The organism is Leifsonia sp. ALI-44-B (genome assembly GCF_001984125.1).
In the GTDB taxonomy this organism is placed as follows: Bacteria; Actinomycetota; Actinomycetes; order Actinomycetales; family Microbacteriaceae; genus Okibacterium.
On the sequence record NZ_MTQL01000007.1, the window covers coordinates 213,523 to 229,158 of the forward strand.

16 protein-coding genes are annotated in these 15,636 nt (G+C 68.8%); 6 read left to right on the forward strand and 10 right to left on the reverse strand.

What is annotated here, in order from left to right; all coding sequences use genetic code 11:
• Positions 1 to 60: 60 nt before the first annotated feature.
• From ALI44B_RS07980 to ALI44B_RS07990, 3 genes are all read left to right on the forward strand, one after another.
• Positions 61 to 606 (forward strand): GNAT family N-acetyltransferase, encoded by a 546-nt coding sequence (locus ALI44B_RS07980; protein ID WP_353615671.1) that lies wholly within the window; start codon positions 61 to 63, stop codon positions 604 to 606.
• Between the two features lie 18 nt (positions 607 to 624).
• On the forward strand, positions 625 to 2,175 hold the full coding sequence (locus ALI44B_RS07985) for a serine hydrolase domain-containing protein (protein WP_077054216.1): 1,551 nt from the start codon (positions 625 to 627) through the stop codon (positions 2,173 to 2,175).
• A gap of 207 nt (positions 2,176 to 2,382) precedes the next feature.
• Positions 2,383 to 3,678 carry an AI-2E family transporter gene (locus tag ALI44B_RS07990; protein ID WP_238592163.1) on the forward strand — a complete coding sequence of 432 codons (1,296 nt, stop codon included), beginning with the start codon at positions 2,383 to 2,385 and terminating at the stop codon, positions 3,676 to 3,678.
• A 129-nt stretch (positions 3,679 to 3,807) separates the two neighbouring features.
• On the opposite strand, the gene ddaH is transcribed toward ALI44B_RS07990, so the two are convergent.
• Positions 3,808 to 4,692, reverse strand: coding sequence for a dimethylargininase (gene ddaH / locus ALI44B_RS07995; protein ID WP_353615672.1), 885 nt, complete (start codon positions 4,690 to 4,692; stop codon positions 3,808 to 3,810).
• Between the two features lie 223 nt (positions 4,693 to 4,915).
• On the opposite strand from ddaH, the gene ALI44B_RS08000 reads away from it, so the two are divergent.
• On the forward strand, positions 4,916 to 5,353 hold the full coding sequence (locus tag ALI44B_RS08000; RefSeq protein ID WP_077054218.1) for an Lrp/AsnC family transcriptional regulator: 438 nt from the start codon (positions 4,916 to 4,918) through the stop codon (positions 5,351 to 5,353).
• 102 nt (positions 5,354 to 5,455) lie between these two features.
• Here the strand turns inward: ALI44B_RS08000 and ALI44B_RS08005 are convergent, their stop codons facing one another.
• From ALI44B_RS08005 to ALI44B_RS08030, 6 genes are all read right to left on the reverse strand, one after another.
• On the reverse strand, positions 5,456 to 5,866 hold the full coding sequence (locus tag ALI44B_RS08005) for a hypothetical protein (RefSeq protein ID WP_077054219.1): 411 nt from the start codon (positions 5,864 to 5,866) through the stop codon (positions 5,456 to 5,458).
• Between the two features lie 143 nt (positions 5,867 to 6,009).
• A complete protein-coding gene (locus ALI44B_RS08010; RefSeq protein ID WP_077054220.1) occupies positions 6,010 to 7,863 on the reverse strand; it encodes an alpha/beta fold hydrolase in 1,854 nt (617 codons plus the stop codon).
• A complete protein-coding gene (locus ALI44B_RS08015) occupies positions 7,860 to 8,195 on the reverse strand; it encodes a hypothetical protein (protein WP_077054221.1) in 336 nt (111 codons plus the stop codon). Before ALI44B_RS08015 ends, ALI44B_RS08010 begins: the two co-directional genes overlap by 4 nt.
• Positions 8,196 to 8,304: 109 nt before the next feature.
• Positions 8,305 to 8,949: a response regulator transcription factor gene (locus ALI44B_RS08020; RefSeq protein WP_077054222.1), complete on the reverse strand. Its 645-nt coding sequence runs from the start codon at positions 8,947 to 8,949 to the stop codon at positions 8,305 to 8,307.
• Positions 8,950 to 9,076: 127 nt separating this feature from the next.
• On the reverse strand, positions 9,077 to 10,390 hold the full coding sequence (locus ALI44B_RS08025; RefSeq protein WP_077054223.1) for a sensor histidine kinase: 1,314 nt from the start codon (positions 10,388 to 10,390) through the stop codon (positions 9,077 to 9,079).
• Positions 10,391 to 10,526: 136 nt separating this feature from the next.
• Positions 10,527 to 11,177, reverse strand: a complete 651-nt coding sequence (locus ALI44B_RS08030; RefSeq protein WP_496507429.1) for a DedA family protein — start codon at positions 11,175 to 11,177, stop codon at positions 10,527 to 10,529.
• Between the two features lie 143 nt (positions 11,178 to 11,320).
• Here ALI44B_RS08030 and ALI44B_RS08035 point away from each other — a divergent pair, with 143 nt between their 5' ends.
• Together ALI44B_RS08035 and ALI44B_RS16135 are read left to right on the forward strand one after the other, a co-directional pair.
• A complete protein-coding gene (locus tag ALI44B_RS08035) occupies positions 11,321 to 11,782 on the forward strand; it encodes an SRPBCC family protein (protein WP_077054225.1) in 462 nt (153 codons plus the stop codon).
• Between the two features lie 23 nt (positions 11,783 to 11,805).
• Entirely contained in the window at positions 11,806 to 12,150 is a 345-nt protein-coding gene (locus ALI44B_RS16135) for a TraR/DksA family transcriptional regulator (RefSeq protein WP_238592164.1), read from the forward strand.
• Positions 12,151 to 12,211: 61 nt separating this feature from the next.
• Here the strand turns inward: ALI44B_RS16135 and ALI44B_RS08045 are convergent, their stop codons facing one another.
• The 3 genes from ALI44B_RS08045 to ALI44B_RS08055 are packed head-to-tail and all read right to left on the reverse strand — an operon-like array spanning position 12,212 to position 15,608.
• Positions 12,212 to 13,018 carry a glycosyltransferase family 2 protein gene (locus ALI44B_RS08045; protein ID WP_083709749.1) on the reverse strand — a complete coding sequence of 269 codons (807 nt, stop codon included), beginning with the start codon at positions 13,016 to 13,018 and terminating at the stop codon, positions 12,212 to 12,214.
• Entirely contained in the window at positions 13,015 to 14,505 is a 1,491-nt protein-coding gene (locus tag ALI44B_RS08050; protein WP_083709751.1) for a PIG-L family deacetylase, read from the reverse strand. Before ALI44B_RS08050 ends, ALI44B_RS08045 begins: the two co-directional genes overlap by 4 nt.
• The gene (locus ALI44B_RS08055; RefSeq protein WP_143459118.1) at positions 14,502 to 15,608 is read right to left on the reverse strand and encodes an acyl-CoA dehydrogenase family protein; all 1,107 of its coding nucleotides are present in this window, start codon (positions 15,606 to 15,608) and stop codon (positions 14,502 to 14,504) included. The genes ALI44B_RS08050 and ALI44B_RS08055 overlap by 4 nt, the downstream gene beginning before the upstream one ends.
• Positions 15,609 to 15,636: the final 28 nt, after the last annotated feature.

Below are 15,636 nucleotides of genomic sequence, written 5' to 3' on the forward strand. Positions count from 1 at the left end.
GGCGCAACCCCGCGGTCCCCGTTCGTGACGTGGCCGCGCCCACCGGGTATCGTCGAGCGCGTGCTGCAGCCCATCCCCCTCCGTGCCGGCGTCACTCTGCGCCTGCTCCGCACCGACGACGCCGAGCAACTCGCCGAGGCCTACTCGCGCAACCGCCGCTACCTCGAGCCGTGGGAGCCCGCCCGTAGTGAGGCCTTCTTCACGAAGACGTGGCAGGCGGCTCAGATTCCCTCGCTGCTCGAGACCGTCGCGGCGGGCACGGGGCTGCCCCTCGTGTTGGCCACCGACACGCAGATCATCGGCCGAGTGACCCTGGCGGGCATCACGCGCGGCGTGCTGCAGTCGGGCGGCATGGGCTACTGGATCGACGAGGCATTCGCCGGGCACGGCATCATGAGCGAAGCCGTCGCCCAGGTCACCCGCGTGGCCACCGACGACCTGCGGCTGCACCGCATCCAGGCCGAGACGCTGCTGCACAACCAGGGTTCGCAGAAGGTGCTCGAGCACAACGGTTTCAAGCGCATCGGCATGGCGCCGAAATACATCAAGATCGCCGGGCGCTGGCAAGACCACATCCTGTTCCAGCGCATTCTGCACGACGACTGAGTCGGCCAGAATGGGGGGATGACCTCGCACACCGCCCCGGCCCCGCACCTCCTCGATTCGGTCGACGCGCTCTTCGCCGCGCGGGCCCTGCAGCGCACCGCGCCGAGCGGCGTGTGGGGCGTCTTCGGGCCGGACGGACTCGTGCACGCGGGCGGCCACGGGTCTGTGGTCGACGGGGTCCCCGATGCTCACACCGCTTACCGCATCGCCTCGTGCACCAAGAGCTTCACGGCCGCCGCCCTGTTGGCACTGCGCGACGAGGGCGCTCTGGCGCTCGACGATCCGATCACGCGCTTCCTGCCGGGTTTCGCGGCCGTTCCGCTGCCCAGTGCCGACGCGCCCGTGCCCACCGTGCGCATGCTCATGACCATGTCGGCCGGGCTGCCAACCGACGATCCGTGGGGCGATCGGCAGGAGTCGATCACGAACGAGCAGCTCGACCGGTTGATCGCCGACGGGCTCAGCTTCGACAGCATCCCGGGCACGACGTTCGCCTATTCGAACCTGGGCTATGCGCTGCTCGGCCGCGTGATCGAGGAGGCTTCGGGCCGCACCTACCGCGACGTCGTGCGCGAGCGTTTTCTCGAACCGCTCGGCCTGACCGGCACCGGGTTCGACGTGTCGATCGGCAACAGCGACGACGTGTCGGGCGTGGCGATCGGAAACCGTTTCCTCGACGGCGCCTGGCAGGAGCTTCCGTTCACCGGGCCGGGCGCGTTCTCGCCCATCGGCGGGCTGTTCTCCACGGTCGCCGATCTGTCCCGCTGGGCCGTCTGGCTGGCCGAGGCGATGTTGCCCGAAGATGTGTCGGGCGGCGCGGCAGCGCACGGGACTGTCGATTCGCCACCCGTCACGTCCGAGCCGCGCGCGTTCGATGCGCTCGATGCGCTCGATGCGGCACCCGGGCCGCGTTCGACCCCTCTCTCGCGCGCTTCCCGCCGCGAGATGCAGCAGTTGCAGCGCTACGCGCCCGGCTTCAGCGCGCTGCCGGCCGGCTACGGTTTCGGCCTCGTGGTGGAGCAGCACCCGCGCTTCGGAACCGTCGTCTCGCACTCGGGCGGCTACCCCGGCTTCTCGGCGCACATGCGCTGGATGCCCAGCCGCGGAATCGGCGTCGTCGCCTTCGAGAACGCCACCTACTCGCGGGTATCGGCGGCCGCGACCGCAGCCCTCGATCTCCTGGCCGACTCCATTCCCGAGGTTCTCTCACTCGACGGCCGCCTGTGGCCCGAAACCCGCGCCGCGCAACAGGCCGTCTCGGCCCTCATCCACGACTGGTCGGATGCCGCAGCCGCCCGCCTCTTCGCCGAGAACGTTCCCCTCGACGAGCCGTATGAAAACCGCCGGGCCGCCATCGCGCGCGCCATCGCCGCCATCGACGGACTCCTCCCCCTGACGCCCGAGGTCCAGCAGGCCACGGCCGGTATGGCCCGCGAGGCCTCGGCCACGCCCTCGCACCTCGTCTGGCGCCTGCCCGGCAACCGGGGCGCACTGCGCGTTGAGATCCGTCTCACGCCGCAGAGCCCGCCTCTCGTGCAGACGTTCAGCGTGCGCGCCGAACACCGCTGACTACCGCGAGCACCGGCGTGCCGCCTCCGACGGCTGCTGGCCCTGACGCTGGCCTGGCCCTTGCCAGCCTCACCGGCCGTTGCGACGCGCCGAGGATCGAGTCTGTTTTGGACACCGACGAACCGTTCGGCGCTACTGTGATCCCAACGAGCGCGGGGCGGGCTTTCGGATGTCGGATGCCGCTGCACCGCCAGGAACGGAGCTCCCATGAGGCGCCTACGTATCAGCATCGAACGCACGTCGTCGCGTGACGCGGCGCTGCGGGCAGCGGAAGCCGCCGGGGCCGCAGCCGCAGCGACCACCGCAACCGCCGCGACCACCGATCATTCAGCGTCTGCGTCAACGTCGCCTGCGGGAACCGTCGGGCCGAGAGCAGCCGTCGGCACCGTCCAAACGGGTGGGCCACTCTCGCCCGCGACCCCAGCTGGATCAGGCCCCGCCGGCCTCCTCCGCGGCGGCGAGATGCCCCGCCGCGGTGGTTTCGCGTGGGGCTACGTTGTCACGCTCGGCGTGCTCGCGGCCATCGTCACGGGGCTGGCGCTCTACAACCTGCGCTCCATCGTCTTCTCGATCTTCTTCGCCGGTTTCATCACGGTGGGGCTCGACCCGCTCATCCGGTGGCTGCAGCGCCGACACTTCGCGCGCGGCTGGGCGTTGTTCACGGTCATCCTGCTCGTCGTCGCCGCGATCGTCGCGGTCATCTGGCTGATCGTGCCCATCGCGGTCGAGCAGATCTCGAGCCTGGCGGTGTCGATCCCGTCGCAGATCGAGGCGCTGCAGGCATCCGGATGGTTCGACACCGTCGACGCGGCCACCAACGGCCTGCTCGGCCAAACCCTCTCGTCGATCAACGACATCATCGCCGACCCGAAGACGTGGGCGGCCGTCGGCTCGGGTGTCGTGGGCTTCGGAGCGGCCATCGCCGACGCCGTCTCGACGGGCATCTTCACGGTCATCCTCACGATCTACTTCATCGCGACGTATGACTCGACCAAGGAGGCCGCCTTCCGCATGGTGGCGAAGTCCCACCGAGCCACGTTCGCCAGCTACACGAACCGCATCCTCGAGAACGTCGGAAAATACCTCAGCGGCATGGTGATCCTGGCGTTCATCAACTCGATCTTCAGCACCATCCTGCTCACCATCGTGGGCGTGCCCGGCGCGTTCTTCATCGGCATCGCGGCCTTCTTCATCACGCTCATCCCGCTCGTCGGCACGATCATCACGACGTGCATCATGACGATCGTGGCGTTCTTCCAGTCACCCGTTTCGGCGCTCATCGTGTTGCTCGTCATGCTCGTCTACATGCAGGTCGAGGCTTACCTGTTCACGCCGAAAGTCATGAGCAAGGCCGTTCAGGTTCCGGGCTCGGTCGTGCTGATCTCGGCCCTCGCGGGCGGCACGCTATTCGGGCTGGCGGGTGCGCTCATCGCCATCCCGATCTCAGCTGGAGTCATCCTCATCATTCGCGAGCTCGTGATGCCCCGCAAGGAGCTGTCCTAGCGCCAGGGCCGGACGCCGGCTCTCACCCGCCGCCCGCACCCACCGCCGCGCACGCGAGCGCGCACACGAACGGCCCGACCTCGCTCAGGAGGATGGGCCGTTCGTTCGTTCGTGCGGGTGCGGTGCGACTCAGCGGCGCAGCTCGAGCGTGCAGCACTTGACGCCGCCACCGCCGAGCAGCAGCTCGGAGAGGTCGACGCCGATCGGGTTGTAGCCGCGCTCGCGCAGCTGGCGAGCGAAGTGTTCGGCCTTGGCGGCGATGACCACGTTGTAGCCGTCGGAGATCGAGTTGAGGCCGAGGAACTGCTGGTCGCGCGGGTCGGCGATGATGGCGTCGGGGAACCGGGTCTGCAGGATGGCGAGGCTGCGTTCGTCGAAGGCGCTCGGCAGGTAGGCGATGTTGGCATTGGCGTCGTCGTCGCGCGGGTCGAGCACGGCGATGGCGGTGTCGAGGTGGTAGAAGCTCGGGTCGGTCAGGGTCAGTGTGATGACCTCGCGGCCGAAGATCTCGCCGACCTCGCGGTGGCTGTCGCTGGCGCTGCGGAATCCGGTGCCGGCGAGGATGACGCCGCCGACGAACAGGAAGTCGCCTTCCCCTTCGTTGATCTCTTCGGGGCGGGCCACGGTGAAGCCGTTGTCGCCGAACCAGTCCATGAAGGCGGGGCCTTCGGGCTGGCGCTGTTCGAACGTGAACTTGGCGCCGTAGGCGGTGCCGTCGATTACGAAGCCGCCGTTGGCCGTGTAGACCATGTCGGGCAGGCCTTCGACGGGGTCGATGAGTTCGACGGTGTGGCCGAGACCCACGTAGGTGTCGTACAGCGTCTGCCACTGGTCGACGGCTTTCTGCGTGTCGGTGGGGTTGGACGGTTCCATCCACGGGTTGATCTTGTAGCTCACGGTGAAGTGCTCGGGGCGGCACATCAGGTAGGTGCGGGGCGTGGGCGTGCGGGTGGCGCCGGCGCGGGTGTCGGATGCCTGGGCGTCCGTGTCGGGGGTGGTCGTGGTGTCGGTCACGTGATGCTCCTGGTGCAAGCGGGGCAGCGCCGGTTCGTCGGTGCGATCCGGGCGGGGCTACCCTATCGGGGGCGGACACTGTCCTCGAGGCCCGTTCGCTCTCGCTCCAGGCACGCCGTGAACCCCAGTCTGTCACGCACGCTTGCGCCGATGGGGCTCATTCCGCGCAACATGTGAGCAAAATCTGTCGCGCTGGCGCAAGATTTCCGCGTAGGCTGGCCTGATGGACAATCTCGACCGCGGCATCATCGACCTTCTCCGCCAGAACGCTCGTGCCAGTTATGGCGATATCGGCGTCGAGGTGGGCCTGTCGGCTTCGGCGGTGAAGCGCCGGGTGGACCGCCTGGTGGCCGACAAGGTTATCCGCGGTTTCACGGTGCAGGTCGACCCGAACGTCGACGGCATGCAGACCGAGGCCTATGTGGAGTTGTTCTGCCGCGGCACGGTGGCGCCCGACGAGCTGCGCCGCATCTTGCAGGGTGTTCCCGAGGTGGTGGATGCCGGCACCGTGACGGGCAGTGCCGATGCCATCGTGCGCATCCGTTCGCGCGACATCCCGAGCCTCGAGGCGGCCCTCGAAAAAGTGCGCATCGCCCCGAACGTGGACCACACGCGCAGCGCGATCATCCTGTCGAAGCTCGTCAACCGCTCAGGCGACTAGCCGCCTGCTCGGACCTGAGCCATCCGGCCCCAAGTTGTCCCGACCGGACGAGACTCGACTGAGCCTCTCCCAGGTTCGACCCGAAAAAGTCTCGGCGAATGCCTACGGCGCCGGCGTGTCGAGAAGTTTCGCGCCCTCCTCTTTGTAGATCTTGAGCCAGTCGCCGTCGCGGCACGGGCCGTCGGCGCTCAACAGGATGCGGTCGACCGAGTGGGTGTAGCTGAGGGTTCCACCCTCGGGCGATACGCCCATCAATCCACGGTGGCCCTCGTCGAACTGAGAGGTTCCCACGGTCATGCCGTCGGCCTCCCACGCCTGCTTCAAGGCGGCAGTCACGGCGTCGAGGTCTTCGGCGGGCCGATCGCTGGTGCGCGAGGCATGGTACGTGTAACCGGCTTCGTCATTGCACGGATCGGGCAAGGTATCATCCTGCGCCACCCACTCTCCGCCTAGTACGTGCTGGGCGGCGTCGAGTCGGGCGAGGAGGTCGGCGCGTGCTTCGGTGGGTGTCATGGAGGGTTCCTTCGCGGTGGGCGTGGGCTCAGGTGTGGGGGATGAACATGACGAGAGGGCGAGCAGGGCGACCGCAATACCGAGGGCCGTCACGGAGACCCTGGTTCCCCGTCGGGGCGACCACGCGCGCGCTGAGCGGCCGGTCACAGCGACCCCCCCTCCGTCTGCGAGGCGTCGTATTCGACGGGGGCGCGCCCCTCGGTGATGAGTTCGTCTTGTCCGGTGATGATCTTTCGCACGTTGTACAGACTCTCAGAACCCTCGCCGAGATACTTGCGGTCGTCATCGTCTCTATTGCCGCCGACGGCGTTGTGCATCTCCGCCGGGTCGAGCTCCGTTCCGTCGGCGAGGACGGTGCCGTCCGAGCCGAAGAGGGTCGCTCCCCAGCCGGTGCGCTCCGGGTCCTGGCGCCCGGATACGAAGCGACCGAAGTCGGCGAGGTGATCCTGCTCGGCATCGGTGACGAAGACCTTCTCGGGGTCGACGTGCAGATCATCGATCGAGATGTCGTCGGGGATGCCGGCGGACCCGAGGAACGTGACCGTGTCGACGTGGTGCTCCTTATCGGCGAGCGCGATCGAGATCGTTGTCGTGCCGTAGGAATGCCCGACGAGGTTCAGTTGCGAGGGAAGGTTGGCGGCCTCGCGGTAGGCGTTGTAGCCGTCGAGCGTGCGGCTCAAGCGCTCGGCCCCCGCCTCGGCTCGAGCATTGGACGGCACCTCTAGAGCGTTGGGGCTGTCGTAGTCCACCCACACCACGACCGCGCTCTCGGCATTTTCTTGTTGCATTCTCGTGGCCGCGCGAACGTAGTCGTCGCTCGACGAGACGCTGCTTTCCATGCCGGGCACGAAGAACGTGGCGAATTTCGCCGTGTCGAGATCGCCCACCGAGATGGCGGCAAGGGGCACACCGGGCGCCGAGTTGTCGAGGGAGATGAGGTAGAGCGGGGGAACGCGGGTGGGGCCCAGGCCATCGCCATACCGATCGAGCAGATACTTCAGGCCCTGCATCTTGTCAAAGGCTTCGCCGCCGCCCGGCGCCCCGTCGTAGCTGTAGGGCCCATCGGCGTTGACGATCGCCTCGTAATCGGCTTTCGCCTCGTCGTAGAGCTGTTGTAGGCGTGAAACGTTGGCCCGATCGCGGTCGGTGTAGCTCGCACCCTCGAGGTTGCCGACCACGGCAGGTGCAGCGGCGATGAGCGCCGCCACGAACTCGGGCGGCAGGTTCTGCCACAGCCCGGCCACTTCGGCGGGGCTCATCTTCGAGAGAGCGTCGGCCGCCGCCTGGGGGTCGTCGGCGTAAGCGGCTGCGAACGTGGCCCCGTCGACAGTGGCCCAGGCCGCGATGGCGGTGGCGCCGTCGACCTGCGCGCCGGACACGATCGTCGACACGGGCGTTCCGCTGAGGGCGGCAACGGCGACGCCATCGGCCTCAAGCCGCCGCTCCAGGAGCGCCGCATAGGATTCGCGGTGACCCTCGATCTCGGCGGCCAGCGTGCCCCAGCGACTGACACCGCTGTTGAAGTCGCTCACATCGGTCTCGCTCATGCCGCGCAACAGGCTCGTGGTGTCGGACTCGGGAATGCGCGCCGGCGGGTCATCCCACCCCGTGAACAGCAGGGAGGTGGAGGGCGACAGCTCAGACAACGTGCCCCGCAGCGAACCGATACCGCGTTCGGCCTCGCTGCACGCCGCGCGCAGGAGACCCGCCTCGAGCTTGATCGACTCGACCTCGGTGGCATAGGCGCCGAGCGCGGCGGCGCACGCCTCGTGACTTGCTGCCGTAGTGTCGAGCTTGTCGCCGAGCGCCGTGAGCATGAGGGCCGTCTGGGCCGTGACCTCGGACGTGTTGGACGAGCCGACCGTCGAACCCGCGGCGCGCACGACGGTCTGCAGCGTGCGACCCGTCTGGGCATCGGCGGTGTGCTGCTCGGCGGCCGAGCGGATGGTGGCGACATCCCCCTTGTCGGGTTCGTCGAGGTCGGAGAGGGCGCTCATTGTGCGGCCACCGGCGTCGAACCCGAACCCGAACCCGAGCCGGCGCCCGCGGCCAAAGCAGCATCGGTGGCCTTGAGCGCATCGATGGCTGCGGCCAGGGCCGACGCTACGGCCGTGGCCGAATCACCGAGCGCCGTATCGGCCTGGCCGCAGACATCACGCGCGCTGGCCGCAGCCTGCGCCACCGCGGCTGATCCCACCGAGCTCTCGGACATCTCGCCCGCAGACCCCAACCCCGCGAAGACGAAGCTCGACGCATAGCCCGTAACGCCCAGCGTCACCTGCCCCCGCGCCTGGTCGAGCGAGTCGTAATCAATCAGTAGATCAGCCATCGGAATCCCCCTTCGCATCGAACGCTACCGGCGGTCGCGCACAGACGGAATGGGCACCTCTGCCCTGTGGAGAGAAGGGCGTCGAAGAGGCTTGGGGAGAACGAACCGCTCAGGCGGACAGGTACTTCAGCACCGCCAGGACGCGGCGGTGGTCACCGGCGGATGGCTGCAGCCCGAGTTTCTGGAACACCGAGGCGATGTGCTTCTCGATGGTGCCGGGCGTGAGGAAGAGGGCATCCGCGATGGCCTGGTTGGTGCGTCCCTCGGCCATGAGGCGCAGAACGTCGCGCTCGCGATCGCTTACGGCGGCGAGCGCGTCGACCGCACGTGGCGGCGCGAACAGCTGCGTCACGACCTCGGGGTCGAGCACGGTGTTGCCGGCCGCGATGCTGCGCAGAGCGTCGACGAAGGCCGCGACATCCGCCACCCGGTCCTTGAGCAGGTAGCCGACGCCGCCGTGCCCGGCCGCGAAGAGTTCGCGTGCATACCGCGTTTCGACGTATTGCGAGAAGACGAGCACACCCACGTCGGGTGCCTTGTCGGTGACCTCGAGGGCCACGCGCAGGCCCTCGTCGGTGAAGGTCGGGGGCATGCGCACATCCGTCACGAGCACGTCGGGGCGCAGCTCGAGTGTGGCGTCGACCGCTGCCACGCCATCGCCGACGGCCGCGACCACATTGATGCCGCGACCAGTCAGCAGGGCGACGAGCCCCTCGCGCACGATGGTCGAGTCTTCGGCGATGACGATACGCATCAGATGTTCTCCGGGAGATAGAAGGAGCAGGACGACCGGGACAGGCGCATCAGGGCCGACGGCGCGGACGCAGGTCTCGCGGTGGGACCGGTCGACGACGACGACGACGACAAGGCTGCGTTCCCGCTCACAGCGCCGCCAGGGGCAGGTCGAGCATGATGCGGGTGGGGCCGCCGTCGGGGCTGTCGATGAGCAGCGTGCCATCAACGGTTCCGACGCGTTCGCGCAGGCCACGGAGGCCCGATCCGCGACCCGTGGCCGAGGCATCCTCACCGAAGCCGATGTAGGCACCCCCGCGCCCGTCATCGGCCACGACGACCTCGAGACGATCGTCGCGCTGGCTCAGCATGATCGACGCCGACGATGCCTCGGCGTGCTTGGCGGCATTCGTCAGCAGCTCGAGCACGCTGAAGTAGACGATCGATTCGACCACCGACGACGGCCGTTCGCGCAGGCTGCTGTGAAAAGTGACGGGCAGAGCGGATGTCGCGGCCACGGTCTCGAGCGCCGTCTCGAGTCCCGCGTCCAACGCCGGCGGGTGGATGCCGGCCGCCAGATCGCGCAACTCGACGAGTGCCTGTTTGGTGGCGGCGTGCGCGTTGTCGACGAGCGTGGCGACGGATGCGGCATCCTGCCCGGACGCCAACCGGTCCCGAGCGTCGCCCAGCGTCATGGCCAGACCCACCAAACGGGCCTGCGTGCCGTCGTGCAGGTCGCGCTCGATCTGGCGCAGGCGGGCGTCGGCCGTCGCGACGCTCACGGTGCGCGACGTCGTCACCTCGCGCAGGCGCTCGCGGTTGCTGCGGCCGAGAAGCGCGCGCACCAGCAGCGTGTGCAGCCGCGCGAAACCGTGGTTCATGGCGGGCCACACGAAGAGGAAAACAACGAGCCCCACGACGCCGATGAGCGCGTATTCGCCGGGCGTGTCCACCCAGCCGTCCACGAACTGGATGCCGTTGGGCGCCGGCTGCCCGTCGCGCTCGTTCGGGATGAACGGCGCCCAGAGCGCGGCCGTGACGAGCGAGAGCGACGTGACGAGGAACACGGTCGAGACGATGGTCGCGAACATCGTCGTGATGAACGCGATGGGGAGGAAGGCGAAGGCGCGCCACGTGGCGGCATCCGACAAGCGGGTGAAAGCCCAGCCGAAGAAACCCGTACCGCGCGGGTAGGGCGCGGGGGCGGGCACGTCGACGCCGGCCAGGGCGCGCGACAAACCGCGGGAGGCAGCGCCGACGGCCCGCGAGCCGCTCAGGATGAATGCCGTGCCGAACAGGCCGATGACCGTGACGGCGAGCGGCGCGCCCGCGGCGAAGACGGCCACGAAGACGACCCAGCCGAAGCAGGCCACCCCGAACAGGCCCCAGAGGTAGGCGAACTCGCTCCACGTCGAGGGGCGGAAGGCGGCGGTGAGAAAACGGAGCACGGGCGAGGAGGTCATGGAGTGATTTCTGTGAGGCGGACGGGAAGCCGTCCTCACGGCGAGCCTATCGCTGGCTCACCTGTCGGGCGACGGTTTCCATGGTTCCCGTCGCCGGCCACACGGACAGCGAGGCCCTCCCCCGACCGTATGGGGGTTAACCCGAAGAACGCTCGGCTCGCCCGCGACGAATGCGACGGATGACGAGCCACACGACCACGCCCGCCACGGCCGCGATCACCAGATAGTTGAGAATCGACGAGTACTGGTCGATGAGGTGGTACTGCGTTCCGAGCAACGCCCCCAGGCTGATCAGGAGCGTATTCCACAGGCCGCTGCCCAGCACCGTGAAGAGGCTGAAGGTGACGAGGTTCATGCGTTCGGCACCCGCGGGCAGCGAGATGAGGCTGCGCACGCCGGGGATGAGGCGGCCGAAGAAGACCGCCGAGCGACCGTGGCGGTCGAACCATCCGGCCGCCTTCTCGAAGTCTTCGCGATCGACGAGCGGCAGCTTCGACAACCAGCGGATCGAGCGTTCGAGGCCGAGCGCCGCGCCCAACCAGTAGAGCAGCAGGGCACCGACGTAGGCGCCGAGGGTCGACGTGATGATGACGAGCACGATGTTCATCTCGCCCTGCTGCGAGATAAAGCCCGCGAGCGGCAGGATCACCTCGCTGGGGATGGGCGGGAACACCGTCTCGAGCAGCGTGAACAGCCCGACACCCCACGCTCCCAGCGTGTCGATGAGCTGCGCGGCCCAGCCGACGAGCCCGTCCAGCTGATCGATCGAAGATGAAGAATCACTCACCCTGAAAACGTTATGCGGTGGGCCGGGTCGCGTGCAGGGGCTTGCGTCCATACCGCGCTCTCACGCAGCACATTCACATGATCCTCGGATGCTGTGAGCGCAATCCCTCGAATTACCACCCGCGTCTGCGCCAAAATAGTCGCATGTCAACCACGTATCGCCGCCTCGCGTGCTCGCCGGAACGCGTCTTCGAAGTACTCGCCGACGGCTGGCTCTTTCCCTCGTGGGTGGTCGGTGCATCCCGCATGCGCGACGTCGACGACAACTGGCCCGCCGTCGAATCGAAGCTGCAGCACTCGTTCGGGGTCTGGCCCGTGCTCATCGACGACAGCACCTCGATGATGGAGTGGGACCCGCCCCGCCGCGCCAAGCTGCGTGCCCGCGGATGGCCCATGGGCGAGGCCGAGGTCACGCTCGACGTGAAGCGGCGCGGCGACGGTTGCGTCGTGCGCATCACCGAGAAGGCCGTACGCGGCCCGGGCAAATTCGTGCCGGCGTTCATCATGGATCCGCCGCTGCACCTGCGCAATATCGAGGCCCTGCGCCGGCTCGCCTACTTGGCCGAGGGCGGCGCGGGCGGGGTGTCCGGGGCGGACAAGCTCTGACTGCGCCCCTGACACCCGACGAGGTGCGCGCGCTGCACGATGCCCTCGACGCGCAGCACCGCGAACTTCTCGCGCAACTCGGCACGCTCGACCGCTCGCTGCACGACCTGAGGGATGCTCGATCGGGCGGGGATGCCGACGACGAACACGACCCCGAGGGCCCGACGCTGTCGTCGGAATGGTCGCGGATGTCGGGACTCGACGCATCCTTCCGCGGCCAGCTCACGGCGACGGCGGCGGCGCTCGAACGGATCGCCGACGGCACGTACGGAACCTGCAGCCGCTGCGGCCGACCGATCGGTTTCGACCGGCTCGAGGCGCGGCCCGCCGCCGATCTCTGCATCGATTGTGCGCGGCTGGCGCCCTAGCGGAGGACGTCGCGACAGGAGCAGCTGTAGCGGCAGTTGCAGTTGCAGTTGCAGTTCAGCCTCAGCGCGCCTCGCAGGCCACATCGTCGAGCGTGGACAGGTAGTCGGCGAAGCCCTCGGGCGCGCGGCCCAGGCGGCGGCCCGACGTGTGCACAGGCTGCGTCTGACCCCGGTGTACGTTAGCGCCCGAGGCATCCAGCGCCTCGACCAGGCGCACGTCCTCTCCCGTGGCGATGTCTTCGAAACCGCCGACGGATCGATAAGCGCTCGCGCGCACGCCGAGGTTGGCGCCGAACACGTGCTCATGGTCGCGGCCGAAGGGATGGCGGGCCTTCCAGACCACGAGTTCGCCCGAGGTCAGATCCTCGGCGCGCGGCGAGACGATGCCGACGAGCGCGTCGCAGCCCGAGCGCGCGCGGTGCAGGTGGTGCCGCAACCAGGTCGTCGGCACCGCGGAGTCGGCATCGGTGTTGGCGATCCACACGCGGTCGAGCGGGATGTGGCGGCCGGCCGCCGACGCGGCGAGCGCGCGCTCGATTCCTAGACGCCGGGCGCCTCCGACCCGCCCGATGGTCGATATGACGCACTCGGCTCCGGATGCGCGCGCGAGGTCCTCGGTGCCGTCGGTGCACCGATCGAGCACGACGATCACGCGCACGGGAGGCGCTTCGTCGCCGAGAGCTTCGATGGCCCGGTCGATGGCCGCCAGGCTCGCGGCGATGGTCGTCTCCTCGTTGCGGGCGGGCACGACGACGTAGACCTCGTCGATGCCTGTGCGCTCGGGCGAGAAATCATGCGCCGGCAGCTCGTCGACGCGCCGCACGTCTGTCACGCGATCCGGCACATCGGCGCGTCGCGGTTCGGTCACTCTGCCAACCCCGTCTCCTGGGCGACGGAGCGGCCGGGTGCGGTGCGGAAGACGTCGAGCACGAAGTCGCGTTCGGTGTGTGTCACCAGGAGGTCGAGGGCCGGGCTCAACTTCTCGCGAAAACGCCCGGTGACGGTATCTCCGTCGAGCGGGTACTCCTCGACGGGGTGCCGCCAGTGACACGTCACGACCGTCGCATCGGCGGCGAGCGAACCGAGGATGCGATCAATCAGCACGTCAAGTTCGACGTTCGACAGGTAGTAGCCGACCTCTGAGACGACGATGAGATCGAAGCGGCCGGGGGGCCAGTCGCTGGGCAGGGTGCGCCGCTCGAAAGCCACATTGTCCCGGCCGGCCAGGCGTTCGCGGGCCACCTCGAGCGCCGATTCGGCGATATCGGTGGCGAGAAGCGCGTCGGCCCGGTCGGCGAGCAGCGCCGTCGTCACACCGATCGAGCTGCCGAGCTCGAGCACGTTCGCGTATCGCGCGGCGGGCAGGGAAGCCAGGGTGATGGCGCGTTTGCGCTCCTCGTACCAGCGGGTCTCGAAACCCCACGGGTCGCGTTCGCCCGCGTAGAACTCGGTGAAGAAGTCCGCGCCCAACGAGCCGTCGACCCCGCCCGGCATTTCCGCGGCAGCCACGAGATGTGAGGCGGGAAGGAAGATCTCGACGTCGCGGCGGAAGTGCTCCTGGAACGACTCCGACAGGATGGCCTCATCCCCCGGATGTTCGGACAGCGGAGCGGTCTGCGACGTGTGGCTCGCCATGGCCTGACGTTTGCGCTCACGGTCGTCCTCGGAGAGGGGCAGCACGAGCGCGTCGTTCCAGGGGATGTCGTCGCCCGCGACATCCGACCAGAGCCAGCCCCAGATCGGGTAGGCGGCGGCGCGCAGTCCGTGCCGCTCGGCAACGTGAGCGCTGGCCGCCGCAACCGCCTCGTGGTCGGGGTGGCGGTCGCCGAGCCACGGGCTCAGGATGACGGCATCGGCAGGGGCGTGGACATCGGCGTCGGCGTCAGCGTCAGCGTCAGCGTCAGCGTCAGCGGCGGCGTCGACCGCGGAGTCAGCAACCGCAGTCGAGCCGAGAACGTCGATCACGACATCCTCGATGAGCTCCGCCAGGTCACCGCTCTCGGCGAGCCCGCCATCAGGCAACCCGAGGAAGTGTCGACGCGAGCCGGGCGCCACGATATCGAGCGCCTGAGCGACCTCGTCGCGCCTCCAGGCGGCCAGGGCCTCGCGCGTCGTCGTAGGAGAGTCGGGATGCGACGCCTCGCCGTCACTGGCAATGATCACGGTGACCGGGATGCCGCGGGCGCTCGCCTGCGCCATGACGCCGCCCGCCCCCAACGTCTCGTCGTCGGGGTGGGCCGCCGTCACGAAGAGCTGCGTGACACCGTCGAGCGACCACGCCGGAGTGTGCTGCCAGGGGGAGGCGTCGAGCCAGGCGCTTTCGGGCGTGCCGGCGTCGAGATGAGTGAAGGTCACCAGTCGGCCCCTCCCGCGAGCACGGCCCGCCCGATGGCGGCTTCGTCCCGTTCGGCGTGGTGTTGGCGCACGTAGAGCGAGAGGTCCGCGACGCGGCGGGCATGCCGGGCATCGAGGGCGAGAGGCGCGGGCCCCAGGGCACGAGCCACCTCGCTCAACACGAGTTCCACGACATCCGCGATGATCATGCGGGTTCGGCCGGCCAAGAGCTGCGGGTCGGATGCCGCGAGCCCCGCCCGCGCATCGACGAGTTCTGCCGCATCCCGCAGCGCCAGGCGTCCCGTCGTGAGCGCGGATTCGAGGCGACCCACGTGCATGAGGCCGATCTGGTCGGGTTCGCGACGGCTGGCTGCCTCGAGCACGGCCCGGGCCACGCCCACCGCTCCCCCGAACCAGCAGGCGGCCACGCCGATGCCGCCCCACGCGAAGCCCGGGCGGCGCAGATACCACCCGGCGTCACCGATGGTAGCCGCGGGGACGTCGTCGAAATCGACCGGGCCGGATGCGACATCCGCGAGCCCGACGGCGTGCCACACGCCATCCTGCGCATGTACTCCTCCACGTGTGAGCGGAACCGCGAAGAGTCCGCGCTCGCCCGACGGCAGCCACGCCGTGACCAGGGCATGCGAAAGCCGGTCGGCCAGGGAGCACCACGGCTTCGTGCCCGAGAGGCGCCATCCGCCCTGCCCATCGGGCGTCACCTCGAGTTTCACGCCGGGGCCCTCTGCAGCGAAGACCCCCCAGGTCGCATCGGCGGGGGCGAATCCTTCCGGCACGTCGATGCCGGCGGCACGCGCCTCGGCGAGAATGCCCAGCGCGTCGATATGCGGTTCGACAACTCGAGCCGTCGTTACATCCGCGGCGGCCAGAGTGGCGAGCGCCTCCCAGAGCGCGAGCGTGCCGCCATCCCCCGGTATCGGCATTTCGTTGCCGACCTCGCGGGCCAGATCGAGCGACGCCGACACATCGCCGGCGGCATCATCCGCGGCGCGAGCCAGGTCGTCGAGTGCAGGGGATGCTCCGGAAGCATCCGTCGCAGCGGCAAGGGGGTTGTCGCCCGGACGCCCGAGCGAAACAATCGAAGTAGCACGTAACGCATGCATCGGTATGGAATCTCGCAATCTTCCCTCC

Excerpts from the sequence above, each read along its gene's own strand:
- ALI44B_RS07985 (WP_077054216.1), top strand. The coding sequence starts at position 625 with ATGACCTCGCACACCGCCCCGGCCCCGCACCTCCTCGATTCGGTCGAC.
- ALI44B_RS07990 (WP_238592163.1), top strand. The coding sequence starts at position 2,383 with ATGAGGCGCCTACGTATCAGCATCGAACGCACGTCGTCGCGTGACGCG.
- ALI44B_RS08000 (WP_077054218.1), top strand. The coding sequence starts at position 4,916 with ATGGACAATCTCGACCGCGGCATCATCGACCTTCTCCGCCAGAACGCT.
- ALI44B_RS08005 (WP_077054219.1), bottom strand. The coding sequence starts at position 5,866 with ATGACACCCACCGAAGCACGCGCCGACCTCCTCGCCCGACTCGACGCC.
- ALI44B_RS08010 (WP_077054220.1), bottom strand. The coding sequence starts at position 7,863 with ATGAGCGCCCTCTCCGACCTCGACGAACCCGACAAGGGGGATGTCGCC.
- ALI44B_RS08015 (WP_077054221.1), bottom strand. The coding sequence starts at position 8,195 with ATGGCTGATCTACTGATTGATTACGACTCGCTCGACCAGGCGCGGGGG.
- ALI44B_RS08020 (WP_077054222.1), bottom strand. The coding sequence starts at position 8,949 with ATGCGTATCGTCATCGCCGAAGACTCGACCATCGTGCGCGAGGGGCTC.
- ALI44B_RS08025 (WP_077054223.1), bottom strand. The coding sequence starts at position 10,390 with ATGACCTCCTCGCCCGTGCTCCGTTTTCTCACCGCCGCCTTCCGCCCC.
- ALI44B_RS08035 (WP_077054225.1), top strand. The coding sequence starts at position 11,321 with ATGTCAACCACGTATCGCCGCCTCGCGTGCTCGCCGGAACGCGTCTTC.
- ALI44B_RS08055 (WP_143459118.1), bottom strand. The coding sequence starts at position 15,608 with ATGCATGCGTTACGTGCTACTTCGATTGTTTCGCTCGGGCGTCCGGGC.